The organism is Alteromonas sp. MmMcT2-2 (assembly GCF_022348305.1).
Taxonomy (GTDB): Bacteria; Pseudomonadota; Gammaproteobacteria; order Enterobacterales; family Alteromonadaceae; genus Alteromonas; species Alteromonas macleodii.
Window position 1 is genome coordinate 1 of record NZ_JAKRFA010000027.1, and the last position, 22732, is coordinate 22732.

24 protein-coding genes are annotated in these 22732 nt (G+C 45.1%); 17 read left to right on the forward strand and 7 right to left on the reverse strand.

Going from position 1 to position 22732, the window contains the following annotated elements; all coding sequences use genetic code 11:
- Positions 1-233: 233 nt before the first annotated feature.
- Positions 234-1235 carry a branched-chain amino acid aminotransferase gene (locus MHM99_RS14760; RefSeq protein WP_014947969.1) on the forward strand — a complete coding sequence of 334 codons (1002 nt, stop codon included), beginning with the start codon at positions 234-236 and terminating at the stop codon, positions 1233-1235.
- A 66-nt stretch (positions 1236-1301) separates the two neighbouring features.
- Here the strand turns inward: MHM99_RS14760 and gpmA are convergent, their stop codons facing one another.
- On the reverse strand, positions 1302-2048 hold the full coding sequence (gpmA, locus tag MHM99_RS14765) for a 2,3-diphosphoglycerate-dependent phosphoglycerate mutase (protein WP_014947970.1): 747 nt from the start codon (positions 2046-2048) through the stop codon (positions 1302-1304).
- Positions 2049-2225: 177 nt separating this feature from the next.
- On the reverse strand, positions 2226-2687 hold the full coding sequence (locus MHM99_RS14770; RefSeq protein ID WP_014947971.1) for a cupin domain-containing protein: 462 nt from the start codon (positions 2685-2687) through the stop codon (positions 2226-2228).
- 450 nt (positions 2688-3137) lie between these two features.
- On the opposite strand from MHM99_RS14770, the gene acnA reads away from it, so the two are divergent.
- A complete protein-coding gene (acnA, locus tag MHM99_RS14775) occupies positions 3138-5855 on the forward strand; it encodes an aconitate hydratase AcnA (protein WP_168463233.1) in 2718 nt (905 codons plus the stop codon).
- Positions 5856-5916: 61 nt separating this feature from the next.
- Here the strand turns inward: acnA and MHM99_RS14780 are convergent, their stop codons facing one another.
- Positions 5917-6411: a sel1 repeat family protein gene (locus MHM99_RS14780; RefSeq protein ID WP_014947973.1), complete on the reverse strand. Its 495-nt coding sequence runs from the start codon at positions 6409-6411 to the stop codon at positions 5917-5919.
- A 109-nt stretch (positions 6412-6520) separates the two neighbouring features.
- A complete protein-coding gene (locus MHM99_RS14785) occupies positions 6521-8737 on the reverse strand; it encodes a GspE/PulE family protein (RefSeq protein ID WP_080986449.1) in 2217 nt (738 codons plus the stop codon).
- Between the two features lie 430 nt (positions 8738-9167).
- On the opposite strand from MHM99_RS14785, the gene rpsJ reads away from it, so the two are divergent.
- The 11 genes from rpsJ to rpsQ are packed head-to-tail and all read left to right on the forward strand — an operon-like array spanning position 9168 to position 14106.
- Complete coding sequence (gene rpsJ, locus MHM99_RS14790) at positions 9168-9479, forward strand: 30S ribosomal protein S10 (protein ID WP_010179497.1); 312 nt, start codon at positions 9168-9170, stop codon at positions 9477-9479.
- A gap of 18 nt (positions 9480-9497) precedes the next feature.
- Positions 9498-10136: a 50S ribosomal protein L3 gene (gene rplC, locus MHM99_RS14795; protein WP_014947975.1), complete on the forward strand. Its 639-nt coding sequence runs from the start codon at positions 9498-9500 to the stop codon at positions 10134-10136.
- 19 nt (positions 10137-10155) lie between these two features.
- The gene (gene rplD, locus MHM99_RS14800; RefSeq protein WP_012516958.1) at positions 10156-10761 is read left to right on the forward strand and encodes a 50S ribosomal protein L4; all 606 of its coding nucleotides are present in this window, start codon (positions 10156-10158) and stop codon (positions 10759-10761) included.
- Positions 10758-11057 (forward strand): 50S ribosomal protein L23, encoded by a 300-nt coding sequence (rplW, locus tag MHM99_RS14805; RefSeq protein ID WP_012516959.1) that lies wholly within the window; start codon positions 10758-10760, stop codon positions 11055-11057. The genes rplD and rplW overlap by 4 nt, the downstream gene beginning before the upstream one ends.
- 14 nt (positions 11058-11071) lie before the next feature.
- On the forward strand, positions 11072-11896 hold the full coding sequence (rplB, locus tag MHM99_RS14810) for a 50S ribosomal protein L2 (protein WP_014947976.1): 825 nt from the start codon (positions 11072-11074) through the stop codon (positions 11894-11896).
- A 15-nt stretch (positions 11897-11911) separates the two neighbouring features.
- Positions 11912-12187, forward strand: coding sequence for a 30S ribosomal protein S19 (gene rpsS / locus MHM99_RS14815; RefSeq protein WP_012516961.1), 276 nt, complete (start codon positions 11912-11914; stop codon positions 12185-12187).
- Between the two features lie 11 nt (positions 12188-12198).
- Positions 12199-12531 carry a 50S ribosomal protein L22 gene (gene rplV / locus MHM99_RS14820; RefSeq protein WP_014947977.1) on the forward strand — a complete coding sequence of 111 codons (333 nt, stop codon included), beginning with the start codon at positions 12199-12201 and terminating at the stop codon, positions 12529-12531.
- 9 nt (positions 12532-12540) lie between these two features.
- Positions 12541-13245: a 30S ribosomal protein S3 gene (gene rpsC / locus MHM99_RS14825; protein ID WP_014947978.1), complete on the forward strand. Its 705-nt coding sequence runs from the start codon at positions 12541-12543 to the stop codon at positions 13243-13245.
- A 2-nt stretch (positions 13246-13247) separates the two neighbouring features.
- Positions 13248-13658 (forward strand): 50S ribosomal protein L16, encoded by a 411-nt coding sequence (gene rplP / locus MHM99_RS14830; protein ID WP_014997065.1) that lies wholly within the window; start codon positions 13248-13250, stop codon positions 13656-13658.
- Positions 13658-13849 carry a 50S ribosomal protein L29 gene (gene rpmC / locus MHM99_RS14835; protein WP_014947980.1) on the forward strand — a complete coding sequence of 64 codons (192 nt, stop codon included), beginning with the start codon at positions 13658-13660 and terminating at the stop codon, positions 13847-13849. Before rplP ends, rpmC begins: the two co-directional genes overlap by 1 nt.
- The gene (rpsQ, locus tag MHM99_RS14840) at positions 13849-14106 is read left to right on the forward strand and encodes a 30S ribosomal protein S17 (RefSeq protein ID WP_014975444.1); all 258 of its coding nucleotides are present in this window, start codon (positions 13849-13851) and stop codon (positions 14104-14106) included. Before rpmC ends, rpsQ begins: the two co-directional genes overlap by 1 nt.
- An 85-nt stretch (positions 14107-14191) precedes the next feature.
- Here the strand turns inward: rpsQ and MHM99_RS14845 are convergent, their stop codons facing one another.
- Positions 14192-14782 (reverse strand): glycosyltransferase, encoded by a 591-nt coding sequence (locus MHM99_RS14845; RefSeq protein ID WP_275445580.1) that lies wholly within the window; start codon positions 14780-14782, stop codon positions 14192-14194.
- A 342-nt stretch (positions 14783-15124) separates the two neighbouring features.
- On the opposite strand from MHM99_RS14845, the gene MHM99_RS14850 reads away from it, so the two are divergent.
- A complete protein-coding gene (locus tag MHM99_RS14850; RefSeq protein WP_049588567.1) occupies positions 15125-16435 on the forward strand; it encodes a 3-deoxy-D-manno-octulosonic acid transferase in 1311 nt (436 codons plus the stop codon).
- A 294-nt stretch (positions 16436-16729) separates the two neighbouring features.
- Here the strand turns inward: MHM99_RS14850 and MHM99_RS14855 are convergent, their stop codons facing one another.
- Complete coding sequence (locus MHM99_RS14855) at positions 16730-18547, reverse strand: sodium:proton antiporter (RefSeq protein WP_049588566.1); 1818 nt, start codon at positions 18545-18547, stop codon at positions 16730-16732.
- A gap of 210 nt (positions 18548-18757) precedes the next feature.
- On the opposite strand from MHM99_RS14855, the gene MHM99_RS14860 reads away from it, so the two are divergent.
- The 3 genes from MHM99_RS14860 to MHM99_RS14870 all read left to right on the forward strand — a co-directional run bounded on the left by MHM99_RS14860 (position 18758) and on the right by MHM99_RS14870 (position 20453).
- Entirely contained in the window at positions 18758-19609 is an 852-nt protein-coding gene (locus MHM99_RS14860) for a hypothetical protein (RefSeq protein WP_049588565.1), read from the forward strand.
- A 256-nt stretch (positions 19610-19865) separates the two neighbouring features.
- Entirely contained in the window at positions 19866-20123 is a 258-nt protein-coding gene (locus MHM99_RS14865; RefSeq protein WP_231514235.1) for a hypothetical protein, read from the forward strand.
- A 21-nt stretch (positions 20124-20144) separates the two neighbouring features.
- Positions 20145-20453: a hypothetical protein gene (locus MHM99_RS14870; protein ID WP_231514236.1), complete on the forward strand. Its 309-nt coding sequence runs from the start codon at positions 20145-20147 to the stop codon at positions 20451-20453.
- A gap of 60 nt (positions 20454-20513) precedes the next feature.
- Here MHM99_RS14870 and MHM99_RS14875 read toward each other — a convergent pair whose 3' ends face one another.
- On the reverse strand, positions 20514-22424 hold the full coding sequence (locus tag MHM99_RS14875) for a methyl-accepting chemotaxis protein (RefSeq protein ID WP_049588564.1): 1911 nt from the start codon (positions 22422-22424) through the stop codon (positions 20514-20516).
- Between the last annotated feature and the right edge of the window lie 308 nt (positions 22425-22732).

Consider the following 22732-nt stretch of genomic DNA (forward strand, 5'->3'; position numbering starts at 1 on the left):
GCTGCACTCAAATGGTACAGCTCCATAGTTGACGCAGCCTGGGCCGGAGGCATATGAAATTAAATTCGTGGGGATCCCTCAGACTCTGACCCCATTATTTTTGTGTTGTCAGTATTTGTAGACATTCTTATTCGATAAAAGCCTTAATAGATCTGACTTACTTTTAGCAAAGTGAGCGTTTTTTGGTAAACTCTGTCGAGTATTTTTCTAGTCGAAGTAAATAGGACAAACTAATGGCCGTATTCGGTACAGTATTCATGCCACAAATGGCACTTGCTACCTTTGTCAACGATAAGTGGACTGACACCGAATTTGTCAGTGCAGATAGTATTCAGCTGCACCCTGGTGCACACGTGCTTCATTACTCAAGTACATGCTTTGAAGGCTTAAAAGCATTTAAGCACGAAGATGGCAGCATCAACATTTTCAGAATGGATAAGAATATCGAGCGCTTTGCTCAAAGTAGCCGTCTACTAAACTTGCCTGAAATAGACAAAGCGCAAGTCGAAAAGATGATCATCGATATTGTTGCAAAATACGCCTCCGAGGTTCCAGAGCCTCCAGGTTCTATGTATATCCGCCCTACGCATATCGGCACAGAAGCGTCTATCGGTAAAGCGGCAGCGCCATCAGCAAGTTCTATGCTATACGTTTTGTTATCGCCAGTTGGTGATTACTTTGCTGGCGGTTTGAAGCCACTTCGCTTGTTGCTAGACGAAACAGGCATGCGCTGTGCGCCGCACATGGGAATGGTAAAAAGCGGTGGTAACTACGCCAGTGCGTTGCCTCCTATTCTTAAAGCGCGTGCAGAAGTTCAGGCTGATCAAATTCTGTTTTGCCCTAATGGCGATGTACAAGAAACCGGAGCTGCTAACTTCCTGCTTATCGATGGTGATGAAATCATTACTAAAGGGTTAGATTCTAGCTTCCTACACGGTGTGACCCGAGCAACGATTCTTCAAATTGCCAAAGACCACGGCATGAAAGTGAGCGAGCGTGATATTACTGTAGACGAACTACTAGAGCGTTCAGCCAAACCGAATACTGAAGCAGCACTGTCTGGTACAGCGGCTGTACTTACGCCGGTAGGTACTTTTATTCACAATGATAAAGAGTATCAGGTGGGTAACGGTGAAGCTGGCCCTGTAACGATGAAGCTAAGACAAGCGTTAAATGATATCCAATGGGGTAAGGCCGAAGACACTCACAATTGGTTGGTGAAAGTGCCAAACTAGTCTAATCAGACACCCATTAAAAAAGCCTGCGAACGCAGGCTTTTTCGTTTCTAAAAAGGCACTCGATTACTTCGCTTTGCCTTGCTTAGCGACTGCATCCATCATTGCTTTGATAGCGTCAGCATCGCCAAGATATTCTTTAGAGATTGGCTTAAGGTTTTCATCTAGTTCGTATACTAGCGGTACACCAGTAGGAATGTTTAGGCCCAACACTTCTTCGTCTGACATACCATCAAGGTACTTAACAAGAGCACGAAGACTGTTGCCGTGCGCAGCAATAATTACGCGCTTGCCTGCTTGGATGTCTGGACGAATAACGTCGTGCCAGTATGGTAGTACACGTTCGATAGTTAGTTTTAGACTTTCACCACGTGGCAGGATGTCAGCATCTACATTGTTGTAACGTGGATCGTGACCTGGGAAGTGCTCGCTGTCATCTTCAACTGCCGGAGGTGGGATGTCGAAGCTACGACGCCAGATTTTAACCTGTTCTTCACCATGCTTAGCGGCAGTCTCTGCTTTGTCTAAACCTGTTAACGCACCGTAGTGACGCTCGTTCAGACGCCAGTGACGCTCAACTGGAAGGTAGTGCTGACCCATCTCTTCAAGTGCAATATTAAGTGTTTTAATTGCGCGAAGAAGTACAGACGTATAAGCCTGATCAAATGTAAATCCAGCATCTTTAAGAAGCTGACCTGCGGTCTTTGCTTGTGCTACACCAGTGTCGGTCAAGTCAACGTCGTGCCAGCCTGTGAAACGGTTTTCCAAGTTCCACTGACTTTCTCCATGACGAATAAGTACCAATTTATACATAGTTGGGTTACCTGCGGCGTTAGAGTGAAATAGTCTGAGATAATTCCAGAAATTGGACGTTCAGACGTATATTTAAAAATCTGCTGTTATCATCCTTGATTGGCGCTTAAAAATCCAGTTTATGCTGGTACAAAATCGCAGGTAAGACGTGTGTTTATCACTATAACTTGGGAATTATTATATAAAACGGGTAAGGTCTGGATGAGCAACTTTTATCCACTCTTGCATCGATGGCTCTTCAATAAAGCTAAAGTCTTCGAAGTCGAAGCCAGGTGCTACTGTACAACCAACAAGTGAGTAATCACCCATCGTTGCGGCTGCCTGAAAATTCCCTGCTTTAACAACTTCTACATAGTCAGTGCTTTGCCCACCAATGCGACGTTCCCACAACTGTTGTTTTTCAAGTTGAAACAGTTGTAGTGGAGCCCCTTCGTAGTGATTCCACACTTCATCATGTAACACGCGATGAAAACGACTAACTTGTCCCTTTAATAGAAGAAAATAAATATGAGTAAGCGCGGGTCGACTAGCATTGTGCACAAACGATTTAGTTTCGTTTTCAGAACGGAAAACTTGACGATAGAAACCTCCCTCGGGGTGAGGTGCAAGGTTGTACTTCTTAACTAGCGGGTGTGTCATGATAACTTCGTTATTATTTTTATTGCTTACTACTAATGCTTGTATATCTCAAAGCTTTCCTAAGCATGTATTAAGACATTTAATGTTTAACCTTCTTTTAAGCATACCGTTTGGTGCGTTATAAGAAAACAGAAATGTTGCATATTTGTAAACCATCTTAATCAGCAAGTACTCTGTGCATATGCGAAGCTTTCTTATCAATAAGCGCTATCTGCCCTAGTCAGCTTTTTCCAGCTGTTACAGCGCTTCTCCATAATCCATCTGTTTAAACCAATAATGAGAAATAGCTAAAAAAGCGATGCCATTACTAATAGTAGGTGAACTTTTTTTCATGTTTAGGCCGTACAAATTGGAAAATAAGGCGACTAAAAACACGTTGCTCGTTTCTTGCGTTGGCAAAATTGAAACGTACACAATATTCACGAACAGGCAAAGAAGGATGGTGAGCGTATGACATATAAGTCTTTTTCGCAGCTTGAAGTAAACGGCAAAAACTTCAAGGCGGTAAATTTTGACGGTATAGGCAGTAAATATGCGCTCGACAGGCTTCCGTTTTGTATCAAAATTCTTTTGGAAAACCTGATTCGTCATGAAGACCAAGAGTTTGTTAACAGCAACGATATTGAGCAAGTAGCAAAGTGGGACACAGATAATCACGTTGATTACGAAGTGTCTTTTGTTCCCGCACGCGTCATCCTCCAAGATTTTACGGGTGTGCCTGCTATTGTTGATTTAGCAGCCATGCGCGATGCGGTTAATCGTTTAGGTGGCGACGCTCAGGCGATTAATCCCCTCAATCCAGTAGAGCTGGTTATTGACCACTCAGTAATGGTAGATCATTTTGCTGAAGACGATGCGCTTGAAAAGAATACCGACATTGAAATTCAGCGAAATAGAGAGCGTTATCAATTTCTAAAATGGGGTCAGTCTAGCTTTGACAATTTCAAAGTGGTTCCCCCTGGTCGCGGTATCGTGCATCAGGTTAACCTAGAGTATCTTGCTCGTTGCGCGTTTACTAAGGAACAGGATGGGGAAACGTTGGTTTACCCAGATACCCTAGTAGGAACAGATTCGCATACCACTATGATTAATGGCCTTGGCGTACTAGGCTGGGGTGTGGGAGGCATTGAAGCAGAAGCGGCGATGCTGGGTCAACCAGTAACAATGTTATTACCAAAAGTGGTTGGCTTCAGGCTTTCAGGTAAGTTGCCTGCTGGCGTAACTGCCACCGACATGGTGCTAACTATCACACAACAACTACGTGAACATGGCGTTGTTGGAAAGTTTGTAGAATTCTATGGACCGGGTCTTAAGCATCTTACTACGGCAGACCGTGCCACCATCGCAAACATGGCGCCCGAATATGGTGCTACTTGCGGTATCTTCCCTATTGATGATGTTGCGCTAGATTACCTGCGACTCACCGGCCGAGACGAAGATCAAATTGCCCTTGTTGAGGAATATGCAAAGTTCAGCCACTTATGGCACGACGACCACTCAAAAGATGCCCAGTATCATGAGACCCTTGAACTTAACTTAGATGAAGTGGTTCCTTCACTTGCTGGACCTAAGCGTCCTCAAGATAGAATTGCCCTCGATAATGCAGCAGAGGCATTTAGAGAGTGGCATCGTTCGCAAATTGACGTGAAAGTGCTTGATGAAGAAACCGATCTCATCGCGGAAGCGGGGTTAGGTACAACAGACGAGGTGGACGAAGAACACGACTCGTTCGTGGAGTTCAGAGGAAGCAAGTTCAACCTTGAAGATGGCGCTATTGTAATAGCTGCTATCACCAGCTGTACTAATACGTCAAATCCATCTGTACTCGTTGGCGCAGGCTTGCTTGCGAAGAAAGCAGCGGAAAAAGGGCTAACTCGTAAGCCGTGGGTTAAGACTTCATTAGCACCTGGTTCGCAGGTTGTTACTCAGTATCTAGAAGATGCAGGTCTGATGGATCCGCTTGAAGCACTAGGCTTTAACTTGGTTGGCTACGGCTGTACTACGTGTATTGGTAACTCTGGACCGCTACCTGATGCCATTACCGACGCCATTAGAAAAGCGAAACTTACGGTTACCTCAGTTTTATCTGGTAACCGCAACTTTGAAGGGCGTATCCATCCTGATGTGGCTGCAAACTACCTTGCATCACCACCACTGGTTGTTGCATACGCGTTGGCTGGAAACATGAATGTAGATATCACTAAAGAGCCGTTAGGTAAGGCGAGTGATGGTTCTCCGGTATATCTGAAAGACATCTGGCCTACCGAAGACGAAATTCAGCAATATATAGCGGAAAACGTCACCGGTGATTTGTTTAAAGAAAAGTATGCAGATGTATTTAAAGGAAGCGGTGAATGGAATGAATTGCAGGTAAGTAAAACGTCAGTCTACGACTGGCCAGAATCAACCTACATTAAGCATCCACCTTTCTTTGAAGTAATGGGTAAAGAGCCTGAGGCTTTAACTGCAATTGAAAACGCACGATGCTTGGTTAAGGTGGGCGATTCGATTACTACCGACCATATTTCTCCAGCCGGCGCCATCGCAGAAGATAGCCCAGCCGGAGAGTACCTGCAGGCCCAAGGGGTTGAGCCTAAAGACTTTAACTCTTATGGATCGCGTCGTGGTAACCACGAGGTTATGATGAGAGGTACGTTTGCTAACGTGCGTCTTCAAAACCAATTAGCACCCGGCACAAGAGGCAGTGCTACCACACACTTCCCAAGTGGCGATAGTATGTCTATTTTCCATGCTGCCATGCGTTACAAAGATGACGGCGTACCAGCCATTGTAATTGGTGGAAAAGAGTACGGTACTGGCTCGAGTCGAGATTGGGCAGCTAAAGGCCCTTCTTTGATGGGGGTGAAAGCAGTATTAGCCGAGAGCTACGAGAGAATTCACCGCTCTAACCTGATTGGAATGGGGATTTTGCCACTTCAATTTAAGTCAGGTGATAGCGCGAGTTCTTTGGAGCTTAAAGGCAATGAGTCTTTTTCTATTAACGCTGTTGAACGTGGGCAGACTGAGGTTGAAGTTAAAGCCGTGTCGGATGAAGGAAAAACAACAACGTTTATGATGGATATCAGAATTGATACATCAAACGAGTTCACTTACTTTGAAAACGGCGGCATTCTGCATTACGTGATAAGAGAATACTTGAAGAAATAGCACGTATAAGGGTAGTGGTTAGCGACTTCTCTGTAGTGAGAAGTCGCTATGCCATGTGATGTTAGTAATAGCGTTTTTCGCAGATTACTTCTTTAATATTCGAGCCGATGGCAGCGCGTGTCTCACATCTCAAATCTTGGGCTTGTGCACCGTAAAGAGAGATATATTCTTCTACATAAGGCTCTAAAGCATTGATGTAGTCTTCAGGTAAAGCATTCTTTATCTGTCGGTAAGAACGGTTCCATTCAGCGGTTTTTTGTTCCATTGCAACATTCAACCAGAGCCAGCCTTCTTCATAATTAACGGGCGTCCCCCATCCTTGGAAATACATTTGCGCGAGGTAATATTGGCCTTCTTTATTTCCCATTTTTGCAGAAGCAGTCAGCTTCTCCAGTGCTTTTTCATACTTCTCTGCCTTCAGGGCGTGCAAGCCCAATTCTAAAGTAGATAAATATTCGGATTTCCAAATATGATTCTTAGTATGCGACTGAGCCAACGTAGGGGCTGAAAGTACAACTGAAGATAAAACGGCAGCTATTGCTAATAGATTTTTCATGTAGTATCCCTTCTTTTTGATAAATTTATAACGCAATTCACACTCATAGTGAACCGTCTTAAAGTACAGTATTTGTTTTACGTTACTAAAAATTTTAAGAGTTGAGTGATTAATCTCCACCAATAATTTGGACTTGTGCAAGGTCGGTGTCGCCTTTAAGCACTTTGAAAATTGCGTCTTGAACGAGGGTGCGCATGCCATCAGCAGCAGCCTGAGACTTCATATCGGCGACGCTGGCTTCTTTGTACACCATTGACCGAAGCTCTGGCGTCATACCTAGTAGTTCATGTACCCCTGTTCTACCTTTGTAACCCGTGTTTCCACATTCTTCGCAGCCTTTAGCGCGGTAAAGCTCTAGTGGCGTCTGAATATTCAGCTCCGCCATGTGCGCATGACCATACTGGCGCTCAATAAAGGCCATATCGGTTTCAGTGGCGATGTACTTTTCTTTACAGCTACTACATAGCGTTCGAATAAGACGTTGAGCCAGTATACCCACGCAGGCATCTGAGAAGTTCACAGGGTCGAGACCCAAATCAAGTAAACGGGTAATCGTTTCAGGGGCTGAGTTGGTATGCAGTGTAGACAGTACTAAGTGACCGGTTAACGAGGCTTCAATCCCCGCATGTGCGGTTTCTTTATCACGCATCTCACCAATAAGAATAATGTCAGGGTCAGCACGTAAGAATGCGCGCAGGGCCGCAGCAAAGTTGAAGCCAATCTTAGGGCTTACTTGAACCTGTTGTAGGCCGGGTTGCGTGATTTCCACCGGGTCCTCAGCGGTCCAAATCTTCTTTTCAGGCGTGTTTAAATATCCCAATATAGCGTGAAGCGTGGTGGTTTTACCTGAACCCGTTGGCCCAACAACGAGAAGAATGCCGTGAGGCTTCTTAATCATTTCTTCTAAACGTGCACGGTTGTTCGGTGCCAAGTTCATCTTATCAATAGGCATCGCACCGCCAGATGCCAGAATACGCATAACTACACCTTCACCGGCAACCGTAGGAATGGTGGCAACACGAACTTCAACAAGTTGACCATTCATTCTAAACGCGAGTTTGCCATCCTGAGGTACGCGTTTTTCGGCAATGTTCAAATTCGACATTATCTTTATGCGTGCAATAACCGCACTGTGGTGCGAATTAGGCACTTGGTTCATGTCGCGGCACACACCGTCCACGCGCATACGTACACGAGTGGGCGCATTTTTCTCTGGGTCTATATGAATATCTGACGCGTTGAGTCTTTTTGCATCGTGCAGAATACGGCTTACTAAGCGCACCACAGCAGGGGCGTCGTCCGACAGCTCATCGACTTGGTCGTCGTTATCTTCAGTTGATGTACCAATCTCGTCGAGAATATCACTCATCTCGCCGGGGCCACCGCCACCGCTGTTTTCCCCCAAATATTGAAGAATTAAGCTTGGTAGGCTGACAGCTATCTCGTAGCTATCAATACCCATGGCGCTCTCTATTTCCATAAGTAGCGCCGCATTATTAGGTTCAGCCATCAACACGATAGGCTTGTCATGGGCATCGGCAATGACAGCCACATAGTTTCTTTTTAAATAAGAAACATTCAGACGGCTTTCATTTTCGAACCTGTGATACTTATCAGGTAAATAAGGAATAAAAGGCACCTGATAGTGAATAGAAAGCGAGTTGCCAATTTCTTCTTCAGAGATGCGGTGTTCCGATACAAGACGCTGTATAAGAGCGCGAATGTCTGGAGTAGAACTTTGAATATCGTTTAATGTAGCTTCGTCTAATAAGCTTTTGTGAACTAGTAGATCGAAAGGGTTGTTTGTGCCGCCCAGTTCAAATCTGAACTTGTCGCCAAGAATAAGTGCAAGGGCATTGCCTAGCTTTAAATCTTCTTCAGTAAAACCACCACTGACTTTGTTGATGATTTGGATAACACCCATCAACACGCCCGCATTCATTATAGGTACGCATAAAATGTTCTGGGTTTTAAAGTCATTGTCTTTGTCGAACTTATCAGCGAAGCGCAGGCGAGGGTGAATGCTTTGAAGTAGTGCAGGATTATACGGGTCGTCAATAACCACAGCCTTTTGTGATAGGGCAACATAACCAGCAATCGACATTGGGCTAATTGGCACTTTTATTTCCAGTGTCTCTTTACCCGTTTTAAATCTCGCGACCAAATCTTGATGCTGACGTCGACGTTGAAAAATACTCATACGCTGGGCATCAAACAAACCGAGGATAATTGGCTCTAATAAGCCATATGCATCCAGTAACGTGGAATGGTTATTTAAAATGCGTTTTATTTGTGCAAAAGTTTGCTGGTTATTCACTACTTCCATATTCTCACTACTAATAATGTTGGCGCCTAGTCCTTTATGCATTTGGCATTACAAGTGCCTGTTAAGCTGGGGTAACAAGATATACCTATACCACGAAAGCAACAATACTACTTATAGACAGTTACATACACTGGTATAGCGTAAAAATATGTGTATAAAAAGCAAACTGCCTCTTGCATTGCTTCTGCCTTTCTGTATAATTCGCGCCCACTGCCCAATTAGGGCACGTAATTTTTAGCCGCGACCTCACTGCTTTTAGGGTGGTTGCCGAAGTAACGGATTCATCATCACTGATTAGCCTGTTGCTGGCGTGCTAGAAAAAAGAACAGGGTTCCGATTGGGAACCATCGGTTTACGCACATCCTTTCTTTCCGGAATAAATGGAAGAGAAAGGGTGAATTTTTTTGTTCTTTCGATTGGAGCTTAATCGATGCCAAATCAAAGAATTCGCATTCGTTTGAAAGCGTTTGATCACAAGTTGATCGATCAGTCTACGGCTGAAATCGTTGAAACTGCGAAACGCACTGGTGCTCAGGTAAGTGGTCCTATTCCTCTACCTACTCGCAAAGAACGCTATACAGTTCTGATTTCTCCGCACGTTAACAAAGACGCGCGTGATCAATATGAAATCCGTACTCACAAGCGTTTGGTAGACATCATCGAGCCAACTGATAAAACAGTTGACGCGTTGATGCGTTTGGACTTGGCTGCTGGCGTTGATGTTCAAATCAGCCTGGGCTAATAAGAGAGGGTTATAACAATGGCGATTGGTCTAGTCGGTCGTAAAGTGGGTATGACTCGCATCTTCACTGAAGATGGTACGTCTATCCCTGTGACTGTTATTGAAGCGACCCCAAACCGCGTTACTCAGCTTCGTACTGAGGAAACTGACGGTTATCGCGCTCTTCAGGTTACTGCTGGAACTAAGAAAGCTAACCGCATCAACAAAGCTGAAGCAGGTCACTTTGCTAAAGCTGGTGTTGAAGCTGGACGCACTCTAGTAGAATTCCGCCTAGAAGAAAACGAAGGTGCCGATATTGAAGTAGGCAGTGAAATCACTGTTGAAATCTTTAACGACACTAAGAAAATTGATGTAACTGGTACATCAAAAGGTAAAGGTTTCCAAGGTGCTATCAAGCGCTGGAACTTCAGTTCTCAGCGTATGACACACGGTAACTCTTTGTCACACCGTGCTCCTGGTTCAATTGGTCAAAACCAATCACCAGGTAAAGTATTCAAAGGCAAGAAAATGGCTGGTCAGCTTGGTAACAAGCAAGTGACTACTCAGTCTTTGGAAGTTGTACGTGTTGACGTAGAGAACGGCCTTATCCTAGTTAAAGGTGCCGTACCTGGCGCAACTGGCAACGATGTAATCGTAAAGCCAGCTGTTAAAGCGTAACGTCTGGGGGAGTGAACTGATGGAATTAACATTGAAAGACGCGCAAAGCGCTCTTGAAGTATCCGAAGCGACCTTTGGACGTGAATTCAACGAAGCCCTGGTACACCAGGTAGTTGTAGCTTACGGTGCAGGTGCTCGTCAGGGTACAAAAGCGCAGAAAACTCGCGCTGAAGTTCGTGGTGGCGGTAAGAAGCCATGGCGTCAAAAAGGTACTGGCCGTGCTCGTGCTGGTACAATCCGTAGCCCAATTTGGGTTGGCGGTGGCCGTGCTTTCGCAGCAAAGCCTCGTGACTTTGACCAAAAAGTTAACAAGAAAATGTATCGCGGTGCGATCAAGAGCATCCTGTCTGAACTAATCCGTCAAGACCGTTTGGTTGTTGTAGAGAAGTTCGGTGTTGACGCACCTAAGACTAAAGCTCTTATTTCTGCACTTAACGAATATGAACTAAATGACGTTCTAATCGTTACTCCTGAAGTTGATGAGAACTTGTTCCTAGCGGCGCGCAACTTGTACAAAGTTGACGTACGTGACGTAGCAGGCATCGACCCAGTGAGCTTGATTGCATTTGAAAAAGTGCTAATGACTGCTGATGCGGTTAAACAACTTGAGGAGGCGTTAGCATGAAAGAAGAACGTCTACTGAAGGTGCTAGTAGCACCTCACGTTTCAGAAAAGTCTACAATGGCTGCTGAAGCGAACAACACAGTTGTATTTAAAGTAGCTAAAGACGCGAACAAAGCCGAAATCAAAGCTGCAGTTGAAAAACTGTTTGAAGTTGAAGTTGAAGGTGTTCGTACTGTGAACGTTAAGGGTAAAACCAAGCGTCACGGCATGTCTTTCGGTAAGCGCAGCGACTGGAAAAAGGCCTACGTGGTTCTTAAAGAAGGTCAGGACATCGACTTTGTCGGTGGTGCTGAGTAAGAAGGGGATTAGAAATGCCATTATTGAAAGCTAAGCCAACTTCTGCCGGTCGTCGTCACGTTGTTCAGGTCGTAAATCCTGACCTGCACAAAGGTGCACCGTACGCACCTTTGCTTGAAAAGAACAGCAAATCTGGCGGTCGTAACAACAATGGTCGTATTACCACTCGTCACATTGGTGGTGGTCATAAGCAACACTACCGTGTAATCGACTTTAAACGCAACAAAGACGGCATTCCAGCTAAAGTTGAGCGTTTAGAATACGATCCAAACCGTTCTGCAAACATTGCACTAGTATTGTACGCAGACGGTGAACGTCGTTACATTCTGGCTCCTAAGGGTATGCAAGCAGGTGATGCAATCCAGTCTGGTTCGGACGCTCCGATCAAGTCTGGTAACACTCTACCTATGCGTAACATCCCTGTAGGTACTGTTGTACACGCAATTGAAATGAAGCCTGGCAAAGGTGCGCAAATCGCACGTTCTGCTGGTGCTTATGCTCAGATCCTAGCACGTGACGGAAACTACGTTACCCTACGTCTACGCTCTGGCGAAATGCGTAAAGTTCTATCTGATTGCCGCGCCACTATCGGTGAAGTTGGCAATGCAGAGCACATGCTTCGTTCACTAGGTAAAGCTGGTGCTACACGCTGGCGTGGTGTTCGTCCTACCGTTCGTGGTGTTGCCATGAACCCGGTTGATCACCCACACGGTGGTGGTGAAGGTCGTACATCAGGCGGTCGTCACCCAGTAACTCCTTGGGGTGTTCCTACCAAAGGTAAGAAAACCCGAAGCAACAAGCGTACTGATAAGCTTATCGTACGTCGTCGAAACAAGTAATAGCGAGGATTCACCATGCCACGTTCTCTCAAGAAAGGTCCTTTTATTGACCTTCACTTGCTGAAGAAGGTAGAGGCTGCAGTGGAAAAGAACGAACGTAAACCAATCAAAACTTGGTCTCGTCGTTCTATGATCATCCCAGATATGATTGGGTTGACCATTGCGGTCCATAACGGTCGACAACATGTACCTGTCATTATTAGTGACGAAATGGTCGGCCACAAGTTGGGCGAATTTGCGCCAACGCGTACTTACCGCGGCCATGTCGCGGATAAGAAAGCTAAACGTTAAGGGGTAGGAAGATGGAAGCATTAGCTAAACACCGTTTTGCCCGCACGTCGGCTCAAAAGGCACGCTTGGTTGCGGATCAAATTCGCGGAATGCACGTTGAGAAAGCTCTTGAGCTTCTTGCGTACAGCCCGAAGAAAAGCGCAGCGCTAGTAAAGAAAGTATTGGAATCTGCGATTGCTAACGCAGAGCACAACGAAGGCGCAGACATCGACGAATTACGCGTGTCTAAAGTTTTCGTTGACGAAGGTCCAACTATGAAACGTATCAAGCCACGTGCTAAAGGCCGTGCTGATCGTATCTTCAAGCGCAGCAGTCACATCACTGTGGTTGTAGCGGATAACTAGGAGTAGATAATGGGACAGAAGGTACATCCTACAGGTATACGCCTGGGTATCAGCAAACCATGGACATCTACCTGGTACGCTAATACTGCAGACTATGCAGACAACCTGTATAACGATCATCAGGTACGTCAGTATCTGACTAAGCAACTTAAGAACGCTTCACTTTCTAAGATCGTGATCGAGCGTCCTGCTAAGAGCATCCGTGTGACTATTCACACTGCTCGTCCAGGCGTTGTAATCGGTAAGAAAGGTGAAGACGTAGAAAAGCTGCGTAACTACGTATCTAAGCTAGCCGGCGTGCCAGCTCAGATCAACATCGCTGAAGTACGTAAGCCAGAGCTAGATGGCCAGCTAGTAGCTGATAGCATCTCTAGCCAGCTAGAGCGTCGTGTTATGTTCCGTCGTGCGATGAAGCGCGCAGTACAAAACGCAATGCGTCTAGGCGCGAAAGGTATCAAAGTTGAAGTTAGCGGCCGTTTGGGCGGTGCAGAGATTGCACGTTCTGAATGGTACCGTGAAGGTCGCGTTCCTCTGCACACTTTCCGTGCGGACATCGATTACGCAACCTCTGAAGCGTCAACTACTTACGGTATCATCGGCGTTAAAGTATGGATCTTCAAAGGTGAAGTTCTAGGTGGTCTACCTACAACTCAAGAGCAAGCACCAGCTGCTCAACCTAAGAAGAAAGGCCGCAACGCTAAGCGAGAGGGCTAATCATGTTACAACCAAAACGCATGAAGTTCCGTAAGATGCACAAAGGCCGCAACCGCGGCTTAGCAGCGGGTAATACTGTTGCCTTTGGTACTTACGGCCTTAAAGCAGTTGGCCGTGGTCGAATGACTGCGCGTCAAATCGAAGCAGCGCGTCGTGCTATGACTCGTCACGTTAAGCGTCAAGGTAAAATTTGGATTCGAGTTTTCCCTGACAAGCCAATTACTGAGAAGCCTCTAGAAGTGCGTCAAGGTAAAGGTAAAGGTAACGTTGAGTACTGGGTATGCCAAATTCAGCCTGGTCGTGTTCTTTATGAGATGGAAGGTGTTCCTGAAGCTCTAGCACGCGAAGCGTTTGAATTGGCAGCGGCTAAACTGCCATTTAAAACAACCTTTGTAACTCGGACGGTGATGTAATGAAAGCGACTGAACTGAAAGAAAAGAGCGTAGAAGAGCTGAACGCAGAGTTGATTAACCTGCTACGCGAACAGTTCAACCTACGCATGCAGCACACAACAGGTCAGCTTGAAAAAACTGATCAGTTGAGAAAAGTACGTCGTAACATCGCGCGTGTTAAAACCATTCTGACTCAAAAGGCTGATGCGTAATGACTGAGCAAAAAATTCGTACAGTACAAGGTCGTGTGGTTAGCAACAAGATGGATAAGTCTATCACTGTTGTAGTTGAACGTTTTGTTAAGCACCCAATCTACGGGAAGTTCATCAAGCGCTCTACTAAGCTTCACGCCCACGACGAAAACAACGTATGCAATAAAGGTGACGTAGTAACAGTACGTGAATGTCGCCCACTATCTAAGAGCAAATCTTGGATGCTAGTTGACGTTGTTGAGAAAGCTGGCGTTTAATCGCTAACTTTTTTCAAAGTCTTAAAAAAGCCGCTCTCGAGCGGCTTTTTTGTATCTGCAGTTTCTTTAACGTGCTTCCATAGGCTTAAGCGTGTTCATTATCAGCGCCGTTGAAGACTAGCGTCTTGTATAAATCAGCGTAGGCATTGGACATCCTTTCTATACCAAATTTACTTGTGACAAGCTTATACAAAGCCTCTCCATATTGTGCTCTTTCATCAGGGGCTTCAATTAGACTAATTAAGCTCTCCCCAATTCCGTCAATATCTCCCGGCGCTACCATAACACCTGTTTCCTTATGCTTGATAACTTCGGGTATTCCCCCCACAGGACTAGATAACACTGCACATTTATTAGCACCTGCCTGAAGTAAAATATCGCCTAACCCCTCTGAATAGGAAGGATGAACCAGAATATCTACATTAGGGAGTATTTTGGCTACCTCTTTAGTAAAACCGCAAAGCTTCACATGCTCGTCTAGCTTGTGGTGTTCTATAAGTGATTGATAGCTCTCTTTTAGATTTCCCTCGCCAAACAATAAACAGGTTACATTTTCATGCTTGCTCAATACATCGTGCATAGCCAAAATGATATCCGCTTGCCCTTTTTGAGAAATGTACTGAGCGAAGTTTGCAATGACGATATGGTCTTCAGGAATAGAGAATGTACGTCGCAGCCAACCGCTATCTTTGCGTTGGGAATACTGTGTTAAGTCTACTGCTGTTTAAACACCGCTATACGCATAAAGCGAGTTATCAATATATTATTGCCTTTCTCATATACACTATTTACTTACGTATAGGGTCGCTTTGCCCTAGACGCGGGCTATTTAGCCACTACAATGTCGAAAGAATCTATCGGGAACTGCGGCACTAGATAGCTAGAATTACCTGCTTACCGCTGGGAGTGGCTGTTTCGCAGTGCCCAGCACACCGTATTTGAAAAGCATAATTCAACATCGATAGTCGATCACTTGTAGTCGTGCCGTCGAAGTATCTGTATCAAAAAGGATGTATTTATGGTTGTTGCCAATACACGTGGCTATAAACCTACTCTACTTGAAACGCTCTGCCGGTGGGGATATTCGCTTGTATTGGCGATTGCCATTCCCTTCGCATTTATTCATTTATTAATAAAAGCCACGAAAGCAAGCGATGACTCGCATCGAGGGAGATTTGAGCGTTTTGGCATAGTTCCAAAGCCGCTCAAACAGAATGGCTATTTGTTTCACTGTGTTTCAGTGGGAGAAGTCGTGGCTGCTTCATGCGTAATAAAGCGAATAATGCAACACGAGCCAGATGTGCAAATAACCGTTACTACAACCACGTCTACAGGCTCTGCTCGCGTTCGAGATATATTCAAAGACACCGTTCACCATTTCTATCTGCCTTATGATTTGTCGCCGACTATGTCTTCAATGCTGAAACGCATTAAGCCCAAAGCAGTAATGATTACAGAAGTTGAACTATGGCCAAACCTTATTCACGTGTGCTGGAAGCGCAATATTCCCGTTATGGTAATAAATGCTCGCATGACTGAGCGCTCGGCTAAACGTTATAAAAAAATCGGACAACTATTTAACCCTATGTTGGCTAAGCTATCTCACGTATGTGCTCAAGGGCAGAGAGACTATGATAATTATGCATGGCTTGGTGTTGCGCAAGATAAGCTAACCCTCACGAATAATATTAAGTTTGATCAAGCCGCAAATACAGCGAGCTCTTCTGCACATTTTCTTGGGTTAGCTAAGGGTGAAAGGCCAATACTAGTTGCAGGCAGCACGCACGAACCTGAAGAGAGCGTTATCGTTGAATCTGCAAAGGTTTTATGGAACGAGAACCCTCAACTACGGGTGATTATTGTCCCTCGCCATCCAGAGCGTTTTGAAGCCGTAGCAAAATTACTTGAAAGGCATAACCTGAACTTCGTCAAAAGTTCAGAGGTGGATAACGTTCCAAACGATGTGAACATTATCCTGTTGGATGAAATGGGTAAGTTAAATCATGCTTATGCGGTAGCAACATTTGCCTTTGTTGGCGGCTCTATTGCCGATAGAGGCGGCCATAATGCCCTTGAGCCGGCAGCATTCTCGTTGCCAATAATGATGGGGCCACACACCTATAATAACCCTGTTATCTGCGACTATTTAAAAGAATGTGGCGCATTAAGCATTGTAGAAGATGCTTCTCGCGTTTCTTCAACGGTACAAGAATGGCTTGAATCACCCAGTAAAGCTGAAAAAGCGGGAATGGCCGGTAAAAAGGTACTACAGGATAACAGCGGCGCGTTAGATTCTACTTTAGCGTGTATACATCGCAATATTCGTTAAATGCCCTCAGTCAAAAACAGCAACTCGTTGTTATTGAACAAAAAAGGAGCCCCGCATTTGTGCCTCTGATGCACCAAATTAGGCGCTGTGACAGCTGAAAGATAATGAATAGGGACTTGATTTTTAGCTATCTATTTGATTATACAGGGATTGTCAAAGTTGGTTCGCTGCTTGCTATGAAGTGTGTGACAGCGTAACAACAGTAAAATCCAAATAAATATGCACCTTTTAAAAAGGGCACTGCGTTGCGCGTTTTCCAGGGAGAGACCTCCTGCCGGTGGGCAGGAGGTTTTCTTACTTTTGCACTTCTACTTTTTCTTCTTTTCGTTCTGGTTCAATCAAGCTAATCACACGCCATCCTGCTTTAGGCTGAATACTGTTACCGTTGATAAAAGTATAGCTCTTACCTTCAGCGTTGATCGCAATGAGAGGTGTAGCGCGCTCACCATACTGTTTAATGTACTGCTCGTAAGTAAACTCATCAGATAAACGGGTGGTTTTCACCATTGAGTCACGGGCAATGGCCGATGCTAAATACCCATAAGTAACACCTTCATCGAACAGAGTAAGTTTTTTCGCGTATTGTTCGCTAACTTGGTGACTTGGTCGCGTAGATTGTTCGTTATTTGTCAGCGCCCATACTTTGTCTTTGCCCATCGTGTATTCAAAGTGATAAGCAATAAGTGGGTTAAGCTGTTTATAAGGCGACATAATCAGCACGGTACCGAATGTATTCAGGTCAAGATGTCGCGCTGCATGGTCAGACATTGGGTTGCCAAAATATACTGGGATATCCTTCATACGCGCTTCTCTTATTGCGTCCCAGTTAGTATCTGCAATGGTAACGTCTAGCTTTTGGTTTATCATTTCCGTCGCTAAGGCGCGGTTGAATTTACTGCCACCGAAAATCAGATAGCCAGTTGGCGCAGGCGCTCTCACCTTAAGTAGCGACGCAACAGTGCGTGAAGTAAGGCTCTGCACCACCACTGTTGCAATAATCACCATAAAGACAATAGGAACGATAATCCCTGCACCTTCATAGCCTATTTCTTCAAGCTTTAAAGAGAAAAGGGCAGAAACCGCCGCTGCAACAATACCGCGAGGTGCGATCCAACTTAACAAAGCTAACTCATTTAGCTTGAGTCCGGTACCAACGGAGGACGCCAGTACAGACAATGGCCGTGCCACAAACATAATGGCAGCAAGAACCACAATTGAGCCCCAACCAACATCCACAACCGATTGTAAGTTTAGGCGAGTGGCAAGCAAGATGAATAACCCTGAAATAAGTAAAACACTCAGGGTTTCCTTAAACTCAAGAATGTCTTCTACATCAACGTCCTTCATATTAGCCAGTACCATACCAGAGATGGTAACGGCCAAAAGGCCAGACTCGAGCGCAACATAATTAGACGCTGCAAACACACCCAGAATAACGGTTAACACTGCGGTGTTAAGCAAATAGTGCGGTATCCAGTCTTTGCGAATAGACAGACCAAGCAGATAGCCAGAAGCGAGACCGAGTACCGAGCCAATTCCAATGGTTTTGCCAAACGCTATTAGCGTATGGGTAATGGCGGTTTCTTGCGATGCAACGATAAACTCGAAAACCAGTACGGCGAGCAGAGCGCCGATAGGGTCTATGACAATTCCTTCCCAGCGTAAGATATTGGCCAAATTCGTTTTCGGTCGCACGGTTCTGAGCATGGGCACTATAACCGTGGGGCCTGTTACGGTAACAATGGCTCCGAATAGGAAGGATAGCTGCCAAGTAAGATCAAGACTGTAGTGCGCTGCAGTGGCTGCGACAAGCCAGGTTACAACCACGCCCACAGAGCAAAGGTTTCGAACCATGTTCCCATGACCCGCGATGTCGCTGAACTTCAGCGTCAGTGACCCTTCAAAAAGAATAATGGCAACAGAGAGAGAAACGACAGGAAACAGCAAATCACCGAATAAGTCGTCCGCGTTGAGCACGCCAAAAACAGGGCCAACCAAAATACCGACAATTAACAACGGTAAAATAGCAGGGAGCCTAACCTTATAGGCTAAGTATTGGCAGGTAATTGACAGCAATCCAACTGCAACGAGTGAAAGAAGCGGGTCTGACAAAGTGAGTCCTTAACGTGTTGATATTATTCCATGGTATATCAGCCTAAACGTTTGTCATACAGAGACTTTAGGCCAACCTATGTTTATAGCGATATACGCTTGGGCTAAAAGTTTAGACCAATAGACCTTATTTAGCGCACTAAAATGCATGTTAGAGAGTGGGTAGGTTTGATATTATTCGTTACTTATCGTTCTTTTCGGAGCCTTTCATTGAACACTCACTTTAAATTCGCGGCGTTATCAGCATCGCTTGTACTAACATCGGCATGCGCGGTTCAATATCCCATCCCTTCTGCACAGTTACAAATAGAAAATATCGTTGAGTTGCCGGAAGAACTTTCAGAAACATCGGGTCTATTTTGCGAAGTGGACGGCATGTATTCATTAAATGACTCAGGTAATGCTCCCGTCATTTATCGTATAAATTACCAGGGTGAAATTATTGAGCGTACGCGTTTACCGCTCACCAATAAAGACTGGGAAGCAATAACCGCCGACGCTTCATCGTTTTACATTGCGGATGTGGGAAACAATAAAGGCAAAAGAGAGCAGGTCGAAATACATAAAGTAAACCGCTCAAATGTGAATGACATCACCTCTATTACGTTGAAATACGAGGGTAATGACGCTTCGAATAACATTCCTTATGCACATGATTTCGACTCAGAGGCGATGGTTAAGCATGGCGATGACCTGCTTCTTTTTTCTAAAAGTTGGAAAACTGGTATAACCCATATCTATAAAGTGAACGAAGACGAAGCTGAGCAAACCATTAGTACGTTTGCGTCCATTGATGGACTGCCGGGCGTGGTAACTGGGGTAGACTTCGATCAGCACCAAAATAGGTTTGTTATCACCGGCTACAAATCAGATCCATTTGGAAACTTTGCCACTTTCATGGCTCAAGTATCGAGCGACTTTGCCCTTCTTGATGTATGGCCGCTTGAGCAATATAAACAAGTTGAAGGCATATGCGTGGATAATAGCGGCACATACTGGTTCAGCGAAGAAGCTACTGAAGGGCGCAAAGCATCGTTGTCTAGCGCCAGAGTAATGCCATAACAAGTAGCGCCAAAACAGGTAACGCCAACGAGCAACGCCATAAAAAAGGCGAGCTGATTGAAGTCTGGTAGCCAATCCCCCAAGCTTATTCGCGGTTGTGAATAAGCGCTCTTTCATTGTCAGCAGTTGTTCTTTTAAAGTTATCTTTTAGTCGATGTTAGTAAAATGGCTAATACCCAACTGCCTACTTTCCTGTCTATACTGAAATTGTGATCGAATAAGTTGTAGCCAACCACAATTTGAGAGGCAGCGAAAAATGAGACGATTGAACCAGTCCTTTTTAGCAATGTGTATTTGCCCATGTTTTTTATTGGCGGGTGCAGCAAATGCTTCCGTAGTTGAAAAGGCACAAGAATGGCTCAACAAATATTCAGACAGTGACGATACGTTTTCCCTAACTCTCACTAAAAATAAAATTAAGTTCAAAGGCTGCAAACAAAAGCAGTATCAACTTGCATTTAGCCAAAAACTGGCGCCAATGTTTAACGTTGAAGCCATTGTCCATTACAATTAAGGGCTGCTTGACTACGGCGTTATGTCTCAGCGTGTCAGAAGCCACGAATTTGAAGTAGTAAGCTGGTGGGATCGAGGTGATTATCGGTTGGGGTTAAGCCATAAAATACGCCCCCGTCATGAGATGAGTATTCCGGTTGCCGATACAATTCGTCTGCCTACCAGTACATCAGCAGGCCTTTACGTAGAAATTCCATTCAATGAAGACAAGCACCTTCTTACTGTTGGAGCTATGAGAGAATCGTGGGAAAGTGAAGGAGCATCAATGCAATTGCCATGGCGCTTAAGCCGTGACAATCAAGTAAAAGTAGAATACGCCATCACTTTCTAAATGATGGCGCATAAGGTTGTGTTATCTCACCGGTTTGCCACTCATAAGACGTAAGTAAACTTAAAGCTTAAATCTGCTCACTTCAGACGAGAGTTCCTGCGCCAGTTCGTCGAGCTTGTCACTCACGCTAACCAATATCTTAGTCGCATTCAGGGTTTCTTCACTTGATGCACTAATGTCATTAATGTTTCGACTGATATCTTCAACCACCGTGGCTTGCTCTTCCGTAGCCGTCGCCACTTGCGTGTTCACATCATTAATGTGAGCAATCTCTTCGGCGATATCTTGAAGCAATTTGTCTATTTCATTGGTTGCGGTTACCACATCGGTTGTGCGCGCGCGGCTAGACTCCATTTGCGAAACGGCAGATTTAGAGTCTTGCTGGAACTTATCGATCTTCACCTGTATTTCATCAGTCGCTTGAGCGGCACGTTGTGCAAGTGTTCGCACCTCATCAGCAACGACTGAGAAGCCTCGGCCGTGATCGCCAGCCCGAGCTGCTTCTATAGCAGCATTTAGCGCAAGTAAATTGGTTTGCTCTGAAATACCTCGAATTGTATCGAGGATACCGCCAATGGCTGCGGTGTGTTCATCTAGCGATTGAATAACCCGAGACACATCTTGAATTTGACCCGAGAGACCGTTTATCGCGTGTACTGCACGTTGGGTAATTTCTCGACCGTGAGCGGAATTAGTTGTAGCCATATTCGCATTTTGCGCAGCATGGGTAGCTGACTGGGCTACTTCATTTACCGTACTGCCCATTTCTGTTAGCGCGGCTGCCGCCTGTAAGGTTTGATCGCGCTGGCTCTTGGTTGAGTTTTCTGTTTGATGAGACTGCTTCGCAACATCTTGTGCTGACGCCTTTAGTGCGTGACTTGTTTTCGCCACTTGCGAAATGGTGCCGTGAAGGTGATCAATAAAGTTATTGAACCCTTCCACTAATCGGGCAATTTCCTTTTGTTCTGGCATAGGAATACGAGAGCGTAAGTCGCCTTGTCCTCTGCCAAGCTGCTGGAAAACATCGGCTAGTGATTCAAGTGGCTTGGTAAGCGTGCCTGCTAGCCAAATACCAATAAGTGCGAAAGCGCCTGCTATCACCAAAGCCCAAATAATAATCTGGCGGCTGCCTGCATTTAGCGATGCGTAAAGCTCATGCTCAGGTACTTGTGCAACCACGTACCAACCGGCTTTTTCCACATAGGTACTGGCAAACAGTTGCGTGTCGCCTGCCGCGTCGCTGGTGGCCATAGCAAAGCCCTGACGATTGAGTAGTTGCCCTGATGTGCTTGAATCGCTTATGGACGCTAACTTAGCCTTTCCTAATAACTCGGTATTGGGATGCGCGATAATGGTGCCGTTTCCGTCAACAAGAAAGACAAAGCCGGTTTGCGCAATTTTCACCGCATTGATGATATCTAGCAGCTCATCGACCGATTTAGCGACACCCGACATACCTCTGCCGTTTACTTGCTGGTAATTCGCAAAAAGTCGGTAACCTTGGCCCGGTTCGTTGTATAGACTTAGTGATATTGGTTCGCCGCTATTTTTATAAGCGAAAAACCACCCATCAAATTCATCGTTTTGTAGCACCCGCAAGAAACCATCTTGGTTCCAATATTTGTAGGTGGTTCTGTCTACAAATGAGGCTACCGTTAAATCGTTAAATTCAACGATATTACTTAAATAGCTAAGGAGACGGCGTTCGCCAGCGCTATCTGCGCCTGCCGACGACCAAGCAAGAATGTCGGGGTTAGAAGCAATGCCGTGAGCAACGGTAAGCATTACACTTGCTTCCCTGTCCACTCGGTTACCAACCTGTTTAAGTAATGAAGGAAGCTGAAGTTCTTCCATGTTCTCTTTAACGAGGTCACGGGCAATCCATTGGCTAATAGAACCTACAAGAATAGCAGCAGCGAGCACCGCCACAATAAGAGAAATAATGAGTTTTTGTTTTATACTGAAAGTCATGACTTTCGACCACGTAAGTTAATGCTGAAATTTATGATCAAGGGTGACGTGGCATTGCAGGCACAGCAACGTCTGATAATGAGTCCTAGGCGGGTCAGTACTACTCTCTGATTCTTACGCTAGTGCTATTGTTATTTTTAAAGCGCAGACAAGTTATCGACCTTTTCCCTGCAAGGTTTATACTTTTTGCTAGGGCAAAGAGATTGTGAAGCATAATTGACCAATAGGTCAATAGAAAGATGAGGCTTTACAAAAACGTCAGTTATAAAAAAGCCCTCTGCTTTACGAAGAAAACAAGAGGACCAATG